Genomic DNA, 20,565 nt, shown 5'->3' on the forward strand with positions numbered 1-20,565 from the left:
TTGATATTATGGAATTTGAGTAAATTTTTATTTGTTAATCATAGATTGTATAATAATTGCGAGAAATTTAAAATTACTATTTGAATTGTAATATGGCAGTTTAATTTTAATGTAGTTTTGCTGAATTTGAATAAATAAGAATGCAAAGGAGAATATACAGTGTCAAAAGAAATAAAAGATAATTGGTATGTAGTATTGGGATTGGATTTTTATCCTATTGCTGAGGAAAATGAAGAAATTATAAAGAATAGGATAGAAGAAAAGAAATCTGAGTGGGAAAGAAGGAAAGTTCGTGCTTATAATAAAGAAAATTTTATAAGATACATTAATTCATACGACACTATAAAAGAGGAAATGTTGGGGAGTAATAATATAAGAAAAGAATTAATAGAAGATGCCATCGCTCCTGTAGACAATGCTTTAAAAATGGGAGAAGGAAGCATTAAAGTCTTTACAGATGATATTATAAAAAAAATTTCAAGGGAAACAAAGAGAAGTGAGAAAGTCGTAAGACAAAGAATTATGGAAAATCCTAATTTTGAATTGTATGATGAAACAATTTACAATGATTATCTTAACATTATTAAAAATAAGACTGATTTTGAAATAATAGAAAAATCATTAAAAATATTGAATAGCAAAGATATTTATAGCTTTTTGAGTTCTCAAAATTTAAAATTTGAAACTTTAGATAACAGTATTATAAATAAAGAAAGGAAAAAACTGACAAATCTTCATAATAATATTTCTTCTGCTAAAAACAAATTATATAGTCAAATTGAAAATATGGTTAACAATAATGAAGAAAAACAAAAATATGATAAATATTTAAAGTATAGTAAAGTAATAAAAGAGCTAAATTATGTAAAAATATACAAAAACGGAACTGTAGGAATTAAACCTGTTCAAAACATCAAAAAAATATTAGGCAATGAAAAAGAAGCAACTAATATTTTTATAGGCTTTTGTGAAGAAAATAATATTGCATACAATCTTTCGGATAACTCGGATACAGTAATTTCAGATACTTTAAATGATGAAAATGAAAATTTTAAAATTACATCTGATAATAAACAGACTAACCATATGATCAGATATGTTGTGGCTTTAGCAGTATTCGCTTTAGGAGTTTTTGTAATAAATACATATTTTATAGGAATATAAAAGAATAATTACATAGTATTCTGTGTTTTTTTGTGTTATAATAAATATGGAAAAAATAAAATAAGAAGAGGTAGAAATGAAATTAGGAGATAATGTAGATATAATAGCGCCATTAAACGTAAAAACGGCTGATTCTGAAACAGGATATTTTTTACTAAATCCAACAATGATAAGCAACGGAAAAATAGAAACTTTTGACTATGCAGAAGTTCCAGACAGATATAAAAATGGAAAAAATAAAATAGCCGATAAGTATTTTATAAAAAAGGATGATGTGCTATTTCAAGCTAAAGGAAGTAAAATAGATGTAGTGTATGTAGATAAGGATTATGAAAAAGTTCTTCCATCAACACTTTATTTTATTTTAAGACCAAATGAAAAAATAAATCCCAAATATCTTCAATGGCTTTTAAAAACAGAACTGGTATTATTGTATTTTGAAAAGAAATATAAAACAATGGGGACTGTTAGGGCTGTGAACAAGGGAGACATAGTGGACCTGAATGTGAAGATACCCGAAAGAAAAATTCAGGACGAAATGGCTAAAATAATAACAAGTTTTGAAGAGGAAGAATACAGTACAATGAAATATTTAAACATAAAAAGAAAGTACATTGAAGAAAGAGTTATTGAAAACAATCAGGTGATAATAGATGAAGAATAAATTTTTTAAAGTTATGAGCGAAGAACTTGAAAATGAAAAAAAATCAAAAAAAATAGATATACTTAAAACATCATTATTTTTATATATGACTGTAATAAGTAAAGTTCTTTATGAAGAACTGGAAGTTTTGAAAAATAGTAATTATTTATTTTTAGAATATTTAAATAATATAGGTTTTACGTACAATTTAAAAGAAAATTATTTGAAAAATATGAAGAATCTATCAAGTAAAATAAAGATATTTGAAGATACCTATAAAGCTATAGAAAGTCGTTTGAACAGGGAAGAGCTGATTGAAGATGCAGGAGCTATGGAAATAGATCTTAAACTAGATATTTTCAGAGGACAATGTGTAAAAATAGTTAAGAATTATATTGATAAAATAATAAACAGCGCAGTAATACCTAATGACAACACAGTTCAGCTGTTATCAGAAATTCTTGGAATAAAAAATAACGAAATTTTATATGCTATAAATTTTTTTGAAGAAAACATATTTTATGATTACGAAATACCAAAAAATGAAATAGATACTATTACTGATATTTTATTTTCCATAGCTAATTTAGAAAAGAAAGAAAAAATATCAATAATTTTAACAAAAGAAATAACATCAAAAGAATTAATATATGAATCAATAAAAAATAATAAAAAAGGCATAGTGGAGAAAAGCGTTATTGATTCGTTAACTTTAGAAGAAAAAGAGGAATTAGTAAAGTCAGATAAAATTCAATGCGTAATATCTGTACCGTTTAATAATGTATTAAAGAATCAAGTAATAATATTTAACGAAGAAAAAGAAGAAAAAGAACATATATTATTTGTTCAAACACAAGATTTTTTTGAAAAAGGGAATGAAAAAATTAAAGTTGAGAACTTTAAGGAATTGTTAAAAATTCTTGATGAAAAAGAGGAAGTTAATGGAGTCTTAAAATCAGTTTCCAATGATGCAGTATTAGAGAAAGAATGTAATTTTGATATTTTAAATTATGTCTTTAAAATAAAGGAAAAAATTAATTTGGAAGAATTAATGGCAGAAAAGGATGAAAGTTATAAAATAATGACAGAAAAAAGAGAAAAATGTGATAAGTTATTAAGAGAATCTTTAGAGGTAAAAAAATAGACATTATTTTATTCCGCTTTTTAGGCTTTTTCAATATTTTACAAATCTTTTTTTTAGTGATATAATACAGGTATGTTTTTAAAAATATAAGTATCTGTTTAATAATATAAATTATGGAGGTTTTTATGAGAAGCTTATCGGGAATACAGCCCAGCGGAATTTTACATATTGGAAATTATTTTGGTGCCATTAAGCAGTTTGTAGAGCTGCAGGATGAATATGAAGGTTTTTATTTTTTGGCAAATTATCACGCTTTGACGTCTTCACCAAAAGGAGAGGATTTGAAGGCTAATACGATTGGTGTAATTTTGGACTATTTGGCTTTGGGACTGAATCCTGAAAAATCAACACTGTTTTTGCAGTCGGATGTACCTGAACATGCCGAATTATCTTGGATTTTGTCAAATATTGCTCCAATGGGGCTACTAGAAAGAGCTCATTCATATAAGGACAAAGTTGCGAAGGGAATCAAACCAAATGTGGGGCTTTTTACTTATCCAATACTTATGGCTGCTGACATTTTAATGTATTCGCCAGATATTGTGCCTGTTGGAAAGGATCAAAAACAGCATTTGGAAATGACTCGTGATATTGCAACTAAATTTAATGAAACTTACGGCAAGGAAGTATTTAAATTGCCAAAAGAAAAAATTGTTGAAAATGTAGCAACTGTGCCAGGAACAGATGGCGATAAAATGAGTAAGTCCTATGGAAATGTAATAAATATGTTTGGCTCAAAGAAAGCATTGAAAAAACAGATAATGAGCATTGTAACAGATTCAACACCTTTAGAAGAACCAAAAGATCCTGATAACAACATCACAAAATTATATGCTCTTTTTGCAACAGAAATGGAAGTAGAAGCACTAAAGGAAAAATTCAGAGCAGGAAACTTTGGATATGGACACGCTAAAAATGAATTGTTTGATAAATTTATGGATTATTTTTCTCCATTCCAGAAAAAAAGAGAAGAACTGGAAAATAATATGGACTATGTGTACGGAATTTTGCGAGAAGGTGCAAATAAGGCTAGAAATATTGCAACTGAGAAGATGGATGAAGTTAGAGATGTAGTGGGGCTTTTGAAAAAAAATTAGGGGCTTGAAAAAAAAGCGAAAATGTGTTATTATAGTTACAGAAAATAATTTTAGGTAGAGAGTGGGTTAGCCCACTCTTTAGTTTTAGATATGAGGTGTAATTTTATGGAACAAATTTTAAATGAGTTTGAGAAGAAAATCGAATTACATTTAAAAGAAATGAATCTGGAATTGGCAGATTTAGAATATGTAAGAGATGGCGGGTATAATTATTTGAGGGTATATGTGGAGAAACTGGATGGAACTACTACGCTTGATGATTGTATTGATTTTAGTCGTGAGATTGATGGAATTGCGGATGACTTGATTGAGGAGAAGTTTTTTCTGGAGGTTTCGACACCTGGGGTTGAGCGTAGATTGAGAAAGCCTAAAGATTTTGTGAGATTTTCGGGAGAGAGAATTAATGTTCAGGCTAAGAGCAATATTGAAGGAGCGAAGAGGTTTTTAGGAAAATTGGAAAAATTTGAGAATGATACGGTTTTTCTTTTAGATGATAAATTGGAAAAAATAGTGGAAATACCACTTTCTAAATTAAAGAAAGCAAATTTAATATATGAATTACCAAATGGCATATTAAATAGTGAGGAGGAATGATGAAAGGGCGAGATCAAAAAATATTTTTGGAAGCACTTGATGAACTTGAAAAGGAAAAGGGAATTTTAAAGGAAGAATTGCTGGAAACAATAGAAACTGCATTGCTTGCGGCATATAAAAAAAATTATGGTGAAAAGGACAATGTAAAGGTAACAATTAATAGAAATAGTGGAGATGTAAAGGTTTATTCACAAAGGCTGATTGTAGAAAACGTAGAAAATCCTGAAGAGGAAATTAGTCTGCAAGATGCAATTTCTGTTAAAAAGCGTGCTAAGCTGGGAGATGTTCTGGATTTGGAAATTAATGCGGAAAGTTTTAAGAGAAATGCTATTCAGAATGCAAAACAGATTGTTGTACAAAAAGTTAGAGAATGTGAAAAAAGAAATATCTTTAATAAATTTAAAGAAATTGAAAATTCAATTGTTTCTGCAAATGTTAGAAAGACTGATGAAAAAGGGAATCTGTATGTGGATATAAATGGACTTGAAGCAATTGTACCAGCAAAAGAATTGTCGCCAGTAGATATATTCAGACAAGGAGATAGAATTAAAATTTATATCGGTGCTGTGGAAGAGTCTACGAAATTTACAAAAACTTTTGTTTCAAGAAAATCTGAGGAATTACTTCGAGGACTGCTTGAATTAGAAGTTCCTGAAATATATGAAGAAATTATTGAAATCAGAAACATTGCAAGGGAAGCGGGAAGCCGTTCTAAAGTGGCTGTTTACTCAAATGATGAGAATTTGGACGTTAAAGGTGCATGTATTGGGCGTAATGGAATGAGAATCCAAAATATTATCGATGAACTTTGTGGAGAAAAAATCGACATTGTTCTTTGGAATGAGGATATAACGGAATTTGTAAAAAATGCCTTGAATCCTGCAGAAGTTCTGTCAGTGGAAATCATTGAGGAAGGCGAAGAAAATATGAAAGTTGCAAGAGTACTTGTAGCAGAAAACCAGTTATCGCTTGCAATTGGTAAGAAGGGTCAAAATTCAAGGCTTGCAGCAAGACTGTGCGGCGTGAAAATAGATATTCATACAGAACCTGCTGAAATTGATGGATTTGAAGAGTACGAAGAAGATACGGCTTTTAATGATTCATTTGAAGATGAAGCTGAGGAAAGTGCATTTGCTGGACTTCATGAGGAAGACTAAAATTTGTAAAAATTATAAAAGATAAGTATTGAAAAAGTATCAAACAAGGAGATGATTAGAGAGTTTGGATACATTAATAAAAGAAAAAAAAGAAAGTAACAAACCTGAAAGAATGTGTATTTGCTGCAGGAAAAAAGGTAAAAAGATGGATTTTTTCAGGATAACTGAGCAAGACGGAAAATATGTTTACGATAAGGAAATGAAGGTGCAGGCAAGAGGATTTTATGTCTGTAAAACGAATGAATGTATTGAAAGACTGTCAAAACACAAGAAATATAATGTTGAAATAGAACAGCTTGTACGAATGCTTGAGGAAGTAAAAAAACAAAAGAAAAATATAATTGATATTTTAAAGCCGATGAAAAATTCTGAATATTTTGTCTTTGGAGTGGAGGAAACAATTAACGGAATAAAGCGTGAAAAAGTAAAGCTTGTTATTATTCCAAAAGATATAAGGGCAAAATATATTGAGGAGTTTAAAAAATTAACTGAAAAATTTAATTTTAAAATTGTATTTGTTGAAAAGAAAATTGAATTAATAGAGCTTTTTTCAAGAGATGTGAATGTTATCGGTATTTTTGACAAAAAAGTAATCAAAGGAATATTAAGCAAAGTGGAGGTGATGAATGGATGAAAGTGCATGAATTAGCAAAGGAAAATGGTTTTACGGCAACAAAATTTATGGAGGAAATCAGAAAAATTGGGGTAGATAAAAAACACCACATGAATGTACTGAGTGATGAAGAAGTAAGCCTTATAAGGAAAAAACTTCAAAAAGGTGTCCAAAATAATCAAAATAACGGTAAAACGGAGAATCTGAATAAAAAAGAAATTAAATCAAATGAAAATATTGCAAAAATAGTAAATAGCCATTCAGACAATCAAAAAAACAATAGTATTGAACATAATAAAATTAATGAACAAGAAAACATTAATAAAAATTATGACAAATCAAAACAGCCATTGGAAAAAGATATTAAACTAAATGCAGAAAATAAATCAGATAATAGTAATAAAAATAATCTGAATAACATAAAAGATTTAGATAATAATAAAAATCATAAATTTGAGCAGTCAAATAAATTTGATAAAAAAGAAAATAAAAAGAAAATGGAGATGAAAGTTAATTTGAGTAGTCAGAGTAATAAAATGAATGAAGTAAATAAAGATAAGCAGAATTTTCAAAATAGAGAGAACAGAGAAAATGGAGGAAGAAACTTCCAAAATAGGGACAATCGAAATAGAGAAGACAGAAACAAAGACGGATTTAGAAGAGAAGGAAGAGATAATTTCAGAAAAGATAATAGAAACTTTAACAGAGATGGAAATTTTCAATCAAGAGATGGCCGTGATAACCGAAGCTTCCAAAATAAAGACAATCAAGACAATAGGGAAAATGGGGGGAAAAACTTCCAAAATAGGGACAATCGAAATAGAGAAGATAGAAACAAAGACGGATTTAGAAGAGAAGGAAGAGAAAACTTCAAAAGAGAAAATCGAAGCTTTAATAAAGACGGAAATAGCCAAGCAAGAGACAGTCGTGACAACAGGGGCTTCCAAAATAGAGATAGAGATAATCAAAGCGGTACAAGAAACTTTAGAGATAGACAGGAAAATAGAGGATTTTCTGATAAAGGCGGATTTAATAAGGACAGAGATGACTTTAGAAGAGAAAGCCGAAGTTTTTCTAATACTAAAAAGGAGCCAGCATCTGAAATTCCTTCAGCAACAGTAGCTGAAAAAGGGAAAGCTGGTGGAAAAGGAAAAGGAAAATTTGAGAAGAAAAAATACGAAAAAAATAGAAGAGACAGAGAACATCAAGAAAAAGAACTTCGTTCAGACTTTAGAAAAGATGACAAAAAGAAAAAGAAAAACAAGAAACAAGAAAAAGTTGTTAAGGATGAAATTGTTAGAATTGAAGGAGAGAGCATAGGAATGATAACAATTGGAGAAGAGATTGTTATTAAAGATTTAGCTGAAAAATTAGGAATTAATGTTTCTGATATAATTAAAAAATTCTTTATGGAAGGAAAACTTCTTACTGCAAATGCAATTTTATCATTTGAAGAAGCCGAAGAAGTGGCTCTTGAATATGAAGTAATTGTAGAAAAAGAAGTAGTTGAAGAAGTGAGTTATGGTGAAAAATACCAGCTTGAGCAGGAAGATACAGATGAAGAACTTGTAACAAGAGCACCTGTTATTACAATAATGGGACACGTTGACCACGGTAAGACATCATTATTAGATGCACTTAGACACACAAATGTAATGGGTGATGAAGCTGGAGGAATCACACAAAAAATAGGAGCTTATCAAGTAAACTGGAAAGGTCAAAGAATTACATTTATTGATACTCCAGGACATGAGGCGTTTACTGAAATGAGGGCAAGAGGAGCGAATATTACAGATATTTCGATTCTAATTGTAGCAGCTGATGATGGAGTAAAACCTCAAACTGTAGAGGCAATTTCTCATGCTAAGGAAGCAGGAGTTCCAATAATCGTTGCAATTAATAAAATTGATAAACCAGGTGCAGATCCTATGAAAGTCAGAACTGAATTGACTGAATATGGACTGATGTCACCTGAATGGGGAGGAACTACTGAATTTGTTGAAATTTCTGCAAAACAGAAAATTAATTTGGAAGAACTTCTTGAAACAATACTAATTACAGCGGAACTTGAAGAATTGAAGGCCAATCCAAATAAACGTCCTAAAGCGGTTGTAGTAGAGTCAAGACTGGATCCAAAAATGGGAGCAGTTGCCGATGTACTTGTGCAGGAAGGGACACTTAAAATTGGAGATGTGTTCGTAGCAGGGGAAGCTCATGGTAGAGTCCGTTCAATGCTTGATGACAGAGGTAAAAAAATAAGCAAATCTATTGTCTCACAGCCAGTTGAAATTACAGGATTTAACGTTGTGCCAAATGCAGGAGATATTTTGTATGGTGTAGAAAGTGATAAACAGGCTAAAAAAATTGTAGAAGACTTTATCAGAGAGAAAAAAGTAAATGAACAGAACAAGAAAAAACATATTTCACTAGAAAGTTTGTCTCAAGAATTAGAAGAACAAGAATTAAAAGAATTAAAATGTATCATAAGAGCAGATTCAAAAGGATCTGTTGAAGCATTAAGGGAATCACTTGAAAAACTTAATACTGAAAAAGTTGTAATTAATATAATTCAAGGAAGTGCAGGAGCAGTAAGTGAGGGAGATGTAAAACTTGCAGAAGTATCAAATGCAATTATAATCGCATTTAATGTGCGTCCAACTACACCAGCCAGAATCATTGCTGAAAAAACTGGAGTAGAAATCAGAAATTACAACGTAATCTACCATGCAACTGAAGAAATTGAGAAAGCAATGAAAGGAATGCTTGATCCTGAATTCAAAGAAGTTTACTATGGAAGAATTGAAGTTAAACAAGTGTTTAAAGTATCAAATGTTGGAAATATCGCTGGAGCAATCGTTGTTGATGGAAAAGTTACAAAAGACTCTAAAATTCGTGTAATTCGTGATGGAATTATTATTTTTAACGGTGAATTAGGTTCATTGAAGCGATTTAAAGATGATGTTAAGGAAGTTGTAATGGGACAAGAATGTGGAATTGGTATCCAAGATTTTAATGATATTAAAGCTGGAGATATTATTGAATCGTACATTATGGAAGAAATCCCAAGATAACGAATAGATAGGTGATAATTGTATGAATGATAGAAGAAAAAGAGGACTGGAAAAGGAAATATCAAGAATTATCGGAATGACACTTTTAACAGAAATAAAAAATGACAAAATAAAAAACCTTGTATCAATTCACAAGGTTGAGCTGACAAAAGATGGAAGATACCTTGATTTAACATTTTCGGTACTAGATTTGAAAGATAGGGTAAATAAAGAAAAAATCGCCGAAGATTTGAATAAGTTAAAAGGTTTTTTTAGAAAGAAAATAGGTTCACAGCTGTCGATAAGATTTGTTCCAGAAGTGAGAATTCATTTGGATGACAGCGTTGAATATGGAGTAAAAATTGCTTCGATATTGAACGAAATAAAAAAGGATGATCACAATATCGAGTAACAGAAATACCGGGCTACTTTGAAAATCATGAGGCAGTCCTGCAACTATACAAAAAAGGAAGCGATTAATCTTGTAATGAAATGGGAATTAAAAAGCTATAATGAAGATTATTTGACATCAAAAAGTTCTGAATTTGGTGAAAGCAGATTAATTTCAAGACTGCTTTTGAATCGAGGAATTGACACAAAGGAAAAAGTTTCTAAATTTTTAAATTCAGATAAAAAAGATATTCATAATCCATTTTTATTTGAAAATATGGAAAAAGTTGTAGAAAGAATAAAAAAAGCTGGGAAAAATAAAGAAAAAATTGTAATTTATGGAGATTATGACGTTGATGGTATATCTGGAGTAGCATATCTAGTAATAATGCTACGAAAGTTGGGACTTAATGTCGATTACTATATTCCAAATCGTGTTCACGAAGGAATAGGTATAAATAAAAACCTTTTGAATTTTTTGAAAAAACGAGATGCAAAATTGTTTATAACAGTTGATATTTCAATAAATAACCATGAAGAGATATTAATGTTAAAAAATAGTGGTATCGATATAATTATAACAGATCATCATAGGCAGATTGGAGTTCTGGAAGATAAGAATCAGGAAAAAGAAATGGGTATTCTTACAATAAATCCAAAGACTAGTAAAACTTATCCAAATAAATCTCTGTCAGGTTCAGGAGTTGCCTTTAAACTTGCTGACGCTATTTATGAAAGATATGGTGCAAATAAAAAAATACTGTATGACTATATGGATATTATAATGATTGGAACAGTTGCAGATGTAGTACCAATGACTGATGAAAACAGATTTATCATAAAAAAAGGACTAAATAATTTAAAAAAAACCAAAATAAAAGGTTTAAAGTATATTATTAACTATTTGAAGATAAATCCTAGAAATATAACAACCAGCGATATTGGATTTTTCATTGCACCGATTTTCAATGCACTTGGAAGAATTGATAATTCAAAAAGTGTTGTAAACTTCTTTATTCAGGAAGATGACTTTAAACTTTTCTCGATTATTGAGGAAATGAAGCGTGCTAATAAAATCAGACGTTATTTGGAAAATGAGATTTATAATGAACTGGAAGAAAAAATACAGCGCCTAGAACGTCCAAAATATATTTTTATGAAAAGCAGAAAATGGCATTCTGGCGTAATTGGGGTAGTTTGCTCAAGAATCTCAATAAAATACAATATTCCAGTAATTCTTATTTCAATAAAAAATGGATATGGAAAAGCATCATGCAGAAGTATCGAAGGAATTAACATTTTTGATATTTTAAAAAGTGTGTCAGATAAATTGGAGCGATTTGGAGGACATGACTTGGCGGCAGGATTTCTTGTTTCAGAAAAGTATTTAGGTGAAATCGAAAAACATCTGCGGCAAAGACTTGCAAGAAAAAATAGGGAAAATGTTCAGAAAACTTTGTATGTTGACGCATGGTTGAACATTGAGTATTTAAACAAAAGAAAATTACATGAAATAAATAGGCTATCGCCTTTTGGGCTAGATAATCAGGAACCGAACTTTATGGATTCAGATGTTAATTTTCTAAATTTAACGAGATTTGGGATAAATAATCGACATTTTAAAGGATTTGTCAGAAAAAATAACCGTATTATTTCAGTAATTGGATATAATTTAGGACATAAATTGAAGGCAAATAATTTTTATAAGAAAAAATTTAAAATAGTTTATACTCCGATATTTAAGTCTGGACATTCAGATTTATTTATCGAATTGAAAATAAAGGATTTTAAATAAAAATAAATTAATTAAAAAAATTATATATAATAAAAAAAATTAGGAGGAATTAAAAAGATGGCAGTAAAAAAATTAAATGAATCAACTTACGAAGTATCAGCAGTTAGAGAAGGAGAAGAGTTAAAACACTTAAAAGAGCATGTTTTAGTACATTTTAAAGATGCAAAAGTTGATGGATTCCGTCCAGGACATGTACCTGCAAAAGTGATTGAAGAAAAATTCAAGAAAGAAATTGAAGGAGAAATATTAAACCACATTATTTCTGATGAATACAGAAAAGCAGTTGCAGAAAATGAATTAAAACCAATTGCTGATATTAAACTTGAAAAATATGAGCTTAATGATGACAAAGTTGAAGTAGTATTTACAATACCTGTATTGCCTGCATTCGAATTGGGACAATATAAAGGTGTGGAAGTAGAAAAGGAAAAAGTAGAAATTACTGATGAAAAAGTAAACGAAGAAATCGAAAGATTAAGAGAAAATGCTGCAAAATTAAAAGAAGTTGCAGAAAATGAAGAAGCTAAAAATGATGACGTTGTAAATATCAACTTTGAAGGATTTATAGATGGTAAAGCATTTGATGGAGGAAAAGCTGAAGGATATGACTTGACATTAGGTTCTCACAGCTTTATTGACACTTTCGAAAATCAAATCGTAGGACATAAAAAAGGTGATGAATTTGACGTAAATGTTACATTCCCTGAAGAATATCACGCTGAAAGCCTAAAAGGAAAACCAGCTTTATTCAAAGTAAAAGTAAACTCAATCAAGAGAAAAGAAGAAGCTGAATTAAATGATGATTTAGCAAAAGAATTAGGATTTGATTCTGTTGAAGATATGACAGCTAAAACTAGAGAAAATATTACAAAAAGAGAAGAAGCAAAAGCTGAAAATGAATTTAAGAACAAAGTTATAGATGCTGTAGTAAGTGGAACAGAAGTTGAAGTTCCAGAAGCATTAGTTCAAAGAGAAATTGAATATCAAATCAACAGATTTGCACAACAATTGCAAATGCAAGGAATTAATCTTAACCAATACTTCCAAATGACTGGACAAACAATGGAAGCAATGAGAGAAAGCTCAAAAGAAAATGCTGAAAAAGCAGTAAAAACAGAATTAGTACTAGCTGAAATCGCAAAAGCTGAAGGAATTAAAGCAACTGATGAAGAAGTATCAAAAGAAATCGAAACATTGGCTGGAATGTATGGACTTGAAAAAGATGCATTAATTGCTGATGTAAGAAAAAATGGAAATTATGAAAGATTCATTGATGAAACAAACTATAGATTAGTAAATCAAAAAACAATTGATTTATTAGTAAAAGAAGCAAAAGTTAAATAGTAATTTTGAGAAAATTGTTAAATAAAAAGAATATTTTGATTTTAGAAGAATTTTGTGATAAAATAGTTTATTGCGAAATTCTTTTTTCTCTATATTTAAATTGTAAAATGTTAAAACAATTTTGTAATAATGAGAGAAAATAAAAAATGAAAGAAAATTGACAGAAATAGGAGGAAATAATATGTCAGCATATAGTCCAGTAGTTATTGAAAATGATGGGCGTGGGGAAAGAAGCTACGATATTTATTCAAGACTTTTAAAGGATAGAATAATTTTTGTAAGTGGAGAAGTTGAAGATGGAATGGCAAATGCGATTGTCGCTCAATTATTATTTTTAGATGCACAGGATAATGAAAAAGATATAGTTATGTATATAAACAGTCCAGGAGGAGTAATTACCGCCGGGCTTGCGATTTACGACACAATGCGGCACATAAAAAGCGATGTTTCTACAGTATGTGTAGGACAGGCAGCAAGTATGGGAGCATTATTATTGGCGGCTGGAGCAAAAGGTAAAAGATACTCGTTGCCAAACTCAAGAATCATGATTCATCAGCCACTGGGCGGAGCAAGAGGTCAAGCAACAGACATTCAGATTCAGGCAAAAGAAATTGAAAGAATGAAGGAAATTACAAGCAAAATTTTATCAGAAGCAACTGGAAAATCAGTAGAAGAAATCTATGCAGATACTGAAAGAGACAACTTTATGTCACCAGAAGAAGCTGTAAATTACGGATTAATTGATAAAATTTTATAAAAACTTTATTTAAAATATATTTTTAAAATTATAGAAAATTTTATTTATGATAGTTTCATTTTTAATTATCTAAACCTTTATTTAATTAAAATAAGTATTAAGCAAAATTTCGTTAAAAGAAAAATAGCTGTCTGAGCTTTTAAAATAAATTTTAAATTGATATAAAATTATTTGTGTTGAAATAATTTATATTTAAAAGTGAGTTAAGCGGGAGTACAGAGGTATGGCGTTTGATACCTCTGCGTTAAAAAAATAATAAGTAAAATAATAAAATAGAAATTAATAATAAAAATATATAAATAAGAATTATATAAAGAAAAAACGAGGTGAAAAATATTGGCAAATAAGAAAAAAAATTACTGTTCATTCTGTGGCAGGGAAGAGCATGAAGTGGAACGGTTAATACAGAGTCCTGAAGAGGATGATGTGTTTATTTGTAATGAATGTATAGAAGACAGTGCTGAATTACTGGACAGTTTTAGGGAATATGACGAAAATGAACATAACAGGGAAATTACACTGTTAAAGCCTAAAGAAATAAAGGCAAAACTTGACGAATATATTATCGGACAGGAACAACCTAAAAAGGTATTATCTGTGGCGGTTTATAATCATTTTAAGAGAATAATGCACAAACAGAAAAATGTAGATAATGATGTGGAGCTTCAAAAATCAAATGTACTGCTAGTAGGACCTACTGGAAGCGGAAAAACCTTGCTTGCACAGACACTAGCGAAAACATTGAATGTGCCTTTGGCGATTGCAGATGCAACGACATTGACAGAAGCTGGATATGTCGGGGATGATGTCGAGAATGTACTTTTAAAACTGATAAAAGCGGCTGATTATGATATTGAAGCAGCAGAGCATGGAATAATTTATATTGATGAAATTGATAAAATCGCTAGAAAATCGGAAAATATGTCAATTACAAGGGATGTTTCTGGAGAAGGAGTACAGCAGGCGTTACTTAAGATTATTGAAGGGACTGTTGCGAGTGTGCCTCCACAAGGTGGAAGAAAGCATCCAAATCAGGAAATGATTGAAATTAATACAAAGGATATTTTATTTATCGTTGGCGGAGCATTTGAAGGACTGGAAGCGAAAGTTAAGGATAGAGTTAATGAAAAAAGAGTTGGATTTGGGCTTGAAACAAAAAATACAAAACTTGATGACTTGACTTTATTTGAAAATGTATTGCCTGAAGATTTAATAAAATTTGGACTGATTCCTGAATTAATTGGGCGGTTACCAGTAATCACAGCACTTCATGGACTTGATGAAGAGGCTATGATTAAGATACTAACAGAGCCTAAAAATTCGCTTGTTAAGCAATATAAAAAATATTTTGAGATGGAAAATGTTGATTTGGAATTTGATAAGGATGCGATTATTGAAATTGCACAGTTGGCACTTAAAAGAAAAATTGGGGCGAGGGGGCTTCGTTCAATTATTGAAAGTGTTATGACAGATTTAATGTATGAAATTCCATCGAAGGAAAATGTTAAGAAAGTGATAATTACAAAAGAAGCGGTTACAGATAAAGAAAAAGTGATTATAGAGTAATCGAGATTTAAAATTATTTATAATAAACTTGAAAATTATTAAATAATAATAGAATTTTATTTCTTAAATCTGATTTTAAAGTAGTTTTATTGTATTAAAGAGCAGATTTTAAAGTATGAAAGGAGAAATTATGCAAAATAAACCATTTATAGCAACAAGAGAATTAGTTGTATTTCCAGGTGTTGTAACTCCGATTTTTATTGGTAGGCAGTCAAGCCTGAAAAGCCTTGAAGAAGCAATAGCAAGATTTGACAGCAAACTAATTCTTTCGGCACAAAAAGATGCAAATGTAGAAGAGCCCAAATTTCCAGAAGATATTTATGAAACGGGAGTTTTAGTTCATGTTATACAGACGGTAAAAATGCCAAATGGAAATGTAAAGGTATTAGTTGAAGCTAAGCATAGAGTTTTAATTAACCAATTTCCAAAAGATGATAATGGTGTTGTTTATGCTGAATATGAAGAAATTTTTTCAAAGCCTATCGACGAAAGTAAAGCTGAAGCCTTGAAACGTAGAGTAATTGATGAATTTTCAAATTATGCACAAAAAACCAATAAAGTGTTGCCTGACATTATTTATAATATAAAAGAGATTAGCAATATTGACAAGGTTTTCGATTTGATTTGTACAAATCTGATGGTAGCAGTTGAAACAAAACAAGAATTATTGGAAATATTGGATGTGGAGGCAAGAGCATATAAAATTTTGAGTATTCTTGAAAGAGAAATTGAGATTTTTATGCTTGAACGTGAGATTGAAAATCGTGTAAAAGAACAAATGGCAGAAGTTCAGAAAAACTATTATTTACGTGAAAAAATTAAGGTGATGCGTGAAGAAATGGGAGAAGGAACTGATTCTGACGAGGAACTGGAGGAACTTGACCAAAGAGTTAGAGATGCAAAAATTCCTCAGGAGCTAAAAGATAAACTGGCAAAAGAGCTTTCAAGAATGAAGAAAATGCCAGATTTTTCTGCTGAATCTTCGGTAATCAGAACGTATCTTGAAACTGTACTTGAATTACCGTGGGAAGTTTCAACTAATGATGAAATTGATATTGAAAAAGCTGAAAAAATTCTGAATGAAGATCATTATGGATTGGAAGAAGTTAAGGAAAGAATATTAGAATTCTTGGCAATTAAAAAATTAAATAACACATTAAAAGGTTCGATTATCTGTCTTGTAGGACCTCCAGGTGTAGGGAAAACATCGCTTGCACATTCGGTAGCACGTTCGATGAACAGAAAATTCACAAGAATATCACTTGGTGGAGTAAGAGATGAAGCTGAAATTCGTGGACACAGAAGAACTTATGTAGGAGCAATGCCAGGAAGAATTATAAACTCATTGAAACAAGTTGGGGTAAATAATCCGGTAATGCTGTTTGATGAAATTGATAAAATGGCTTCTGACTTTAGAGGAGATCCTGCTTCAGCAATGCTGGAAGTTTTAGATCCTGCACAAAACAACTCATTTGAAGATCATTATATTGATCATACTTTTGACTTGTCAAACGTATTCTTCATTTGTACTGCAAATGATTTGGGAGGAATTCCAGGACCGCTTCGTGACAGAATGGAGATTATCTCAATCGAATCATACACAGAATTTGAAAAATTAAATATTGCAAAAAAATATTTAATACCCCAAACGCAAGAAGAAAACGGATTAAAGGAATTCAAAATTTCATTTTCTGATAAAGCAGTTATGAAAATTATAAATGAATACACAAGAGAAGCTGGAGTAAGAAATTTACGAAGAGAAATTGGTAAATTATTCAGAAAAATAGCAAAAGAAATACTTGTATCAAAATCTAAGAGCAAAAAAATCTCTGTTTCTGAAACAAAAATCAAGAAATATTTAGGAAATGCAAAATTCAGAGCAGATAAAGTCAAGGAAAAAGAAGGTAAAATTGGTGTTGTCAATGGACTTGCATGGACAGCAGTCGGAGGTACAACTCTAGAAGTGCAGGCAGTAAAAATGGAAGGAAAAGGTGTATTGCAGCTTACAGGAAAACTAGGAGATGTAATGCAGGAATCAGCTAGAGTGGCTTATTCTTACGTACGGCATATAAAAAATGAACTTGGAATCAAGGAAAAATTTAACGAGACAACAGATGTTCATTTACATTTTCCAGAAGGAGCAGTGCCGAAAGACGGACCATCAGCAGGAATTACAATTACAACAGCAATTATTTCAGTATTGACGGATAAGGAAGTTAGACAGGATGTTGCAATGACAGGAGAGATTACAATTACTGGAGAGGTTCTGGCAGTTGGCGGAATCAAGGAAAAGGTAATTGGGGCTCACAGAGTTGGTATAAGAGATGTAGTGCTTCCTTATGACAATAAAGTTGATACGGAGGAATTGCCAAAGGAAATTGCAGACCAGATGAAATTCTACTTTGCGAAAACTTATGATGATGTGAAAAAGATTGTTTTTGTAGAGAAGAAAGAAGTAAAGAAAAGTAAAGGTGTGAAAAAAACATTTGAGAAAAAATAATAAATTTCAAATTTAAATAATTATGTAATAAAACTATTTATTGAAGAAATTTGGAAATATAAAAAATAAATTGTGTAAATTCAAATATTTAATATGAGTTTACACAATTTTTTATTCATAAATTCTTTTTAATTTTATCCATACATTTCTTCAATCTTTTCATCATCAATTCCGAATAGATAAGTCAGTATAAATCCTCCTACATATGCTCCAAGCATTGCGATTATAAAGTAAATCCAAGATCCAGGAACAACAATAAGTAGTCCAAATAAACCTGAAACACCTTGAGAAATTGTTCCTAAATGAAATAGAACAGCAAGAACTCCGCCAATTCCAGACCCTAAGCAAGCTGTAATAAAAGGTTTTCCTAATGGTAAAGTTACAGCATACATTAATGGTTCGCCAATTCCAAGAATTCCAACAGGAATAGAATCTCTTACCATATTTTTAAGCCGTTGATTCTTAGTTTTTATATAAATTGCAATTCCTGCGCCAACTTGTCCTCCTCCTGCCATCATAAGTATAGGAAGCAGATAGTTAATTCCTTTTGTAGGGCCTGTCGGATCATTAAGTAAGGTGTGTATAGGAGTTAAAGCTTGATGTAGTCCAACTGAAACTAAAGGAAGGAATCCAGCTGCCAATATATATCCTCCCAATATTCCTAACTTCTTATATGAGAAATCAAGAATAGTGAATATGAAGCCCGTTACAACAGTTCCTAAAGGCTGAATTATTATTAGGGCTATAAATACACCTATTATTAAAGTTAAAAGAGGAGTAAAAAATGTATCAAGCATTACAGGAACTATCTTTCTTATATTTTTTTCCAAATATGCGACTATTATACCCATAAATAACGATGCAAGCAGTCCTCCCATTCCAGGTGCAAAAGGCTTACCTGTAAAAGGAAGTATAACTGCACTCTTGTCTTCTACTTTAAGAAGTAAAGGCAAGGCTGGATTTGTGATAAATATTGATCCCATAATTCCACCAAGCACTGCAGTTCCCCCAAATTCTTTTGCTGCGTTCATTCCTACATAAATTGCAAGATATCCAAACATAACAAATCCGATACTTCTTATCGCAGCAAACCACCATACTGTATTATAACCATTTTTTGTTGCAACATTTATAACATTTGTAAGTCCCATTATTAATCCTGATGCGATTATTCCAGGTAATAGAGGTACAAATATATTTGCAATTTTTTGAAGAAATCGTTGGACAGGACCATTATATTTTTGTTTATTTGCTTTCTTATTTTCACTTGCTATATCCTTTACGTTACTATCTGAAAATCCTAGAGCAATACCACTAAGTTTTGAAAATTCATCTCCTACTGCATTTACTTTTCCAGGCCCTAGTATTATCTGTAAAGTTTCAGCATTTACTACGTTCAGTACGCCATCAACTTTTTTTAACTTTTCTAAATCTACTTCATTTTTAACTTTAACTCTAAGTCTTGTCATGCAGACTGCGTTTGAAGTAATGTTTTCCTTGCCTCCTAAAATTTCATAAATTTCCTTTGCTGTTTTTTTTGCATCCATAATGCTCATCTCCTTTGTAAGTTGAAGTTTCAAAATCTTTTAATTAAATAGTGAAAGATAAATCTATTAGATAGAGAAATTTTTATTTTTTTACAAAAGAAAATTTTTGCCAAGGTTTGATGTAGTCAATTAAAAATATTTCTTCATCTGCTATTTTTCCAACAACATTTGATTTTCCAGTATTTTTCATTTCTGTTTTTGCAATCAAAAGTTCCCCTGCGTAATGTCCAAATTTGCTACTTTCAATAATTATATCTCCCTTTTTTATTATTTCAGGGGCATTAAAAATTTTAAAATTATGTTCTTTATATTTTACACGGCTATTTGTAGAACGGATTAGATTTTCAGAAATATCACCTCTATTAAAGTGAAATTCATCAAAAATTATTTTTTGTTCTATCTCAGGAACATCTTTTTCCAGCTCGATTGAGAAACTTACCATATCTTTACGCACTTTTTTAAATTCTTTTAATTCTTCATCAGTTGGATAGCAGTTTGAAATAATTATATCGTCAATTGTTTCTAATGCGATAAAATGTTTGAACTGAACTATCAATGGTAAATTACGATGCATTTCCAAGGTTGGTAATCCTTGTGTTACTGGCTTAGGGCCAAAACTGTTTTTAGCTTGTGAAGTTATAAATGCGGCTGTTCGTAATCCATATTTTGTAAAATTTTCTGTACATTTTTTGAAAAATTTCAAGCCTAATCCTGTGTGGATGTGAGGATAAAAGTTATGGCATCCTATCAGATTATTTTTATTTGGGCGGTAATCCATAATTGTATCGATATAATGAGTATCGTTGCTCATATTTATTTCAATTTTTAAATTTTCTTTATTAAATGTCATAATGCTTTCCTGCAATCCAGTAAATCCAATATCCAGCCTAATCCCGTCAGCTCCCATTTCCTTAAAAAATGCTAAATTATCATAACTTATTCCTAAGTCATCAAAAACTTTTGGATTAACATCCAGAATAATTTCAAATCCTTTTTCTTTAGCATAATAATTTATTTTTTTAAATTTTTTTAAAATTATTTCTTTATCTTCTGTAGAAGAGAGCAGACAACTGAATATTCGGCTAAAGCCAGCATCAAAAGATTTATCAATATAACTTATCAATTCTTCTTCAGTTGTCTTTCCAGGATAAATAGAAATTCCTAATTTTCTCATTTTGTGTTATTTCCCTTCTTCTATCAATTT

Annotated in this window: 16 protein-coding genes; 14 read left to right on the forward strand and 2 right to left on the reverse strand. The window is 30.5% G+C overall.

Features of this window, described 5'->3' with window-relative positions; translation table 11 throughout:
- Positions 1-159: 159 nt before the first annotated feature.
- The 14 genes from AB8B23_RS05405 to lon all read left to right on the forward strand — a co-directional run bounded on the left by AB8B23_RS05405 (position 160) and on the right by lon (position 17,814).
- Positions 160-1,164: a hypothetical protein gene (locus AB8B23_RS05405; protein WP_369713776.1), complete on the forward strand. Its 1,005-nt coding sequence runs from the start codon at positions 160-162 to the stop codon at positions 1,162-1,164.
- Between the two features lie 76 nt (positions 1,165-1,240).
- Entirely contained in the window at positions 1,241-1,828 is a 588-nt protein-coding gene (locus AB8B23_RS05410) for a restriction endonuclease subunit S (RefSeq protein ID WP_021745008.1), read from the forward strand.
- Complete coding sequence (locus AB8B23_RS05415; protein ID WP_369713777.1) at positions 1,818-2,951, forward strand: hypothetical protein; 1,134 nt, start codon at positions 1,818-1,820, stop codon at positions 2,949-2,951. Before AB8B23_RS05410 ends, AB8B23_RS05415 begins: the two co-directional genes overlap by 11 nt.
- Positions 2,952-3,076: 125 nt before the next feature.
- Entirely contained in the window at positions 3,077-4,048 is a 972-nt protein-coding gene (gene trpS / locus AB8B23_RS05420; protein ID WP_039901582.1) for a tryptophan--tRNA ligase, read from the forward strand.
- A gap of 105 nt (positions 4,049-4,153) precedes the next feature.
- Positions 4,154-4,642 carry a ribosome maturation factor RimP gene (rimP, locus tag AB8B23_RS05425; RefSeq protein WP_021745011.1) on the forward strand — a complete coding sequence of 163 codons (489 nt, stop codon included), beginning with the start codon at positions 4,154-4,156 and terminating at the stop codon, positions 4,640-4,642.
- A complete protein-coding gene (nusA, locus tag AB8B23_RS05430; protein ID WP_369713905.1) occupies positions 4,642-5,799 on the forward strand; it encodes a transcription termination factor NusA in 1,158 nt (385 codons plus the stop codon). Before rimP ends, nusA begins: the two co-directional genes overlap by 1 nt.
- Positions 5,800-5,863: 64 nt before the next feature.
- Complete coding sequence (locus AB8B23_RS05435) at positions 5,864-6,433, forward strand: DUF448 domain-containing protein (RefSeq protein ID WP_369713778.1); 570 nt, start codon at positions 5,864-5,866, stop codon at positions 6,431-6,433.
- Complete coding sequence (infB, locus tag AB8B23_RS05440) at positions 6,430-9,483, forward strand: translation initiation factor IF-2 (protein WP_369713779.1); 3,054 nt, start codon at positions 6,430-6,432, stop codon at positions 9,481-9,483. Before AB8B23_RS05435 ends, infB begins: the two co-directional genes overlap by 4 nt.
- 22 nt (positions 9,484-9,505) lie before the next feature.
- The gene (gene rbfA / locus AB8B23_RS05445) at positions 9,506-9,874 is read left to right on the forward strand and encodes a 30S ribosome-binding factor RbfA (protein ID WP_021745015.1); all 369 of its coding nucleotides are present in this window, start codon (positions 9,506-9,508) and stop codon (positions 9,872-9,874) included.
- 75 nt (positions 9,875-9,949) lie between these two features.
- Entirely contained in the window at positions 9,950-11,647 is a 1,698-nt protein-coding gene (gene recJ, locus AB8B23_RS05450; protein ID WP_369713780.1) for a single-stranded-DNA-specific exonuclease RecJ, read from the forward strand.
- Between the two features lie 57 nt (positions 11,648-11,704).
- Positions 11,705-12,991, forward strand: coding sequence for a trigger factor (gene tig / locus AB8B23_RS05455; protein ID WP_369713781.1), 1,287 nt, complete (start codon positions 11,705-11,707; stop codon positions 12,989-12,991).
- A gap of 181 nt (positions 12,992-13,172) precedes the next feature.
- Positions 13,173-13,748, forward strand: a complete 576-nt coding sequence (clpP, locus tag AB8B23_RS05460; RefSeq protein WP_369713782.1) for an ATP-dependent Clp endopeptidase proteolytic subunit ClpP — start codon at positions 13,173-13,175, stop codon at positions 13,746-13,748.
- Positions 13,749-14,084: 336 nt separating this feature from the next.
- The gene (gene clpX, locus AB8B23_RS05465; RefSeq protein ID WP_369713783.1) at positions 14,085-15,314 is read left to right on the forward strand and encodes an ATP-dependent Clp protease ATP-binding subunit ClpX; all 1,230 of its coding nucleotides are present in this window, start codon (positions 14,085-14,087) and stop codon (positions 15,312-15,314) included.
- 130 nt (positions 15,315-15,444) lie between these two features.
- Complete coding sequence (lon, locus tag AB8B23_RS05470) at positions 15,445-17,814, forward strand: endopeptidase La (RefSeq protein WP_369713784.1); 2,370 nt, start codon at positions 15,445-15,447, stop codon at positions 17,812-17,814.
- Positions 17,815-17,948: 134 nt separating this feature from the next.
- On the opposite strand, the gene AB8B23_RS05475 is transcribed toward lon, so the two are convergent.
- Both AB8B23_RS05475 and AB8B23_RS05480 read right to left on the reverse strand, forming a co-directional pair.
- Complete coding sequence (locus AB8B23_RS05475) at positions 17,949-19,361, reverse strand: PTS transporter subunit EIIC (RefSeq protein WP_369713785.1); 1,413 nt, start codon at positions 19,359-19,361, stop codon at positions 17,949-17,951.
- An 82-nt stretch (positions 19,362-19,443) separates the two neighbouring features.
- Positions 19,444-20,535: a DUF871 domain-containing protein gene (locus AB8B23_RS05480; protein WP_369713786.1), complete on the reverse strand. Its 1,092-nt coding sequence runs from the start codon at positions 20,533-20,535 to the stop codon at positions 19,444-19,446.
- Positions 20,536-20,565: the final 30 nt, after the last annotated feature.

Source organism: Leptotrichia sp. HSP-342, assembly GCF_041199995.1.
Classification (GTDB): domain Bacteria; phylum Fusobacteriota; class Fusobacteriia; order Fusobacteriales; family Leptotrichiaceae; genus Leptotrichia; species Leptotrichia mesophila.

Bases quoted from the DNA above. Each gene is read 5' to 3' on its own strand.
- rbfA (WP_021745015.1), top strand. From the start codon at position 9,506: ATGAATGATAGAAGAAAAAGAGGACTGGAAAAGGAAATATCAAGAATT.
- trpS (WP_039901582.1), top strand. From the start codon at position 3,077: ATGAGAAGCTTATCGGGAATACAGCCCAGCGGAATTTTACATATTGGA.
- AB8B23_RS05410 (WP_021745008.1), top strand. From the start codon at position 1,241: ATGAAATTAGGAGATAATGTAGATATAATAGCGCCATTAAACGTAAAA.
- AB8B23_RS05480 (WP_369713786.1), bottom strand. From the start codon at position 20,535: ATGAGAAAATTAGGAATTTCTATTTATCCTGGAAAGACAACTGAAGAA.
- AB8B23_RS05415 (WP_369713777.1), top strand. From the start codon at position 1,818: ATGAAGAATAAATTTTTTAAAGTTATGAGCGAAGAACTTGAAAATGAA.
- rimP (WP_021745011.1), top strand. From the start codon at position 4,154: ATGGAACAAATTTTAAATGAGTTTGAGAAGAAAATCGAATTACATTTA.
- tig (WP_369713781.1), top strand. From the start codon at position 11,705: ATGGCAGTAAAAAAATTAAATGAATCAACTTACGAAGTATCAGCAGTT.
- AB8B23_RS05475 (WP_369713785.1), bottom strand. From the start codon at position 19,361: ATGGATGCAAAAAAAACAGCAAAGGAAATTTATGAAATTTTAGGAGGC.
- nusA (WP_369713905.1), top strand. From the start codon at position 4,642: ATGAAAGGGCGAGATCAAAAAATATTTTTGGAAGCACTTGATGAACTT.
- lon (WP_369713784.1), top strand. From the start codon at position 15,445: ATGCAAAATAAACCATTTATAGCAACAAGAGAATTAGTTGTATTTCCA.
- recJ (WP_369713780.1), top strand. From the start codon at position 9,950: ATGAAATGGGAATTAAAAAGCTATAATGAAGATTATTTGACATCAAAA.
- clpP (WP_369713782.1), top strand. From the start codon at position 13,173: ATGTCAGCATATAGTCCAGTAGTTATTGAAAATGATGGGCGTGGGGAA.
- infB (WP_369713779.1), top strand. From the start codon at position 6,430: ATGAAAGTGCATGAATTAGCAAAGGAAAATGGTTTTACGGCAACAAAA.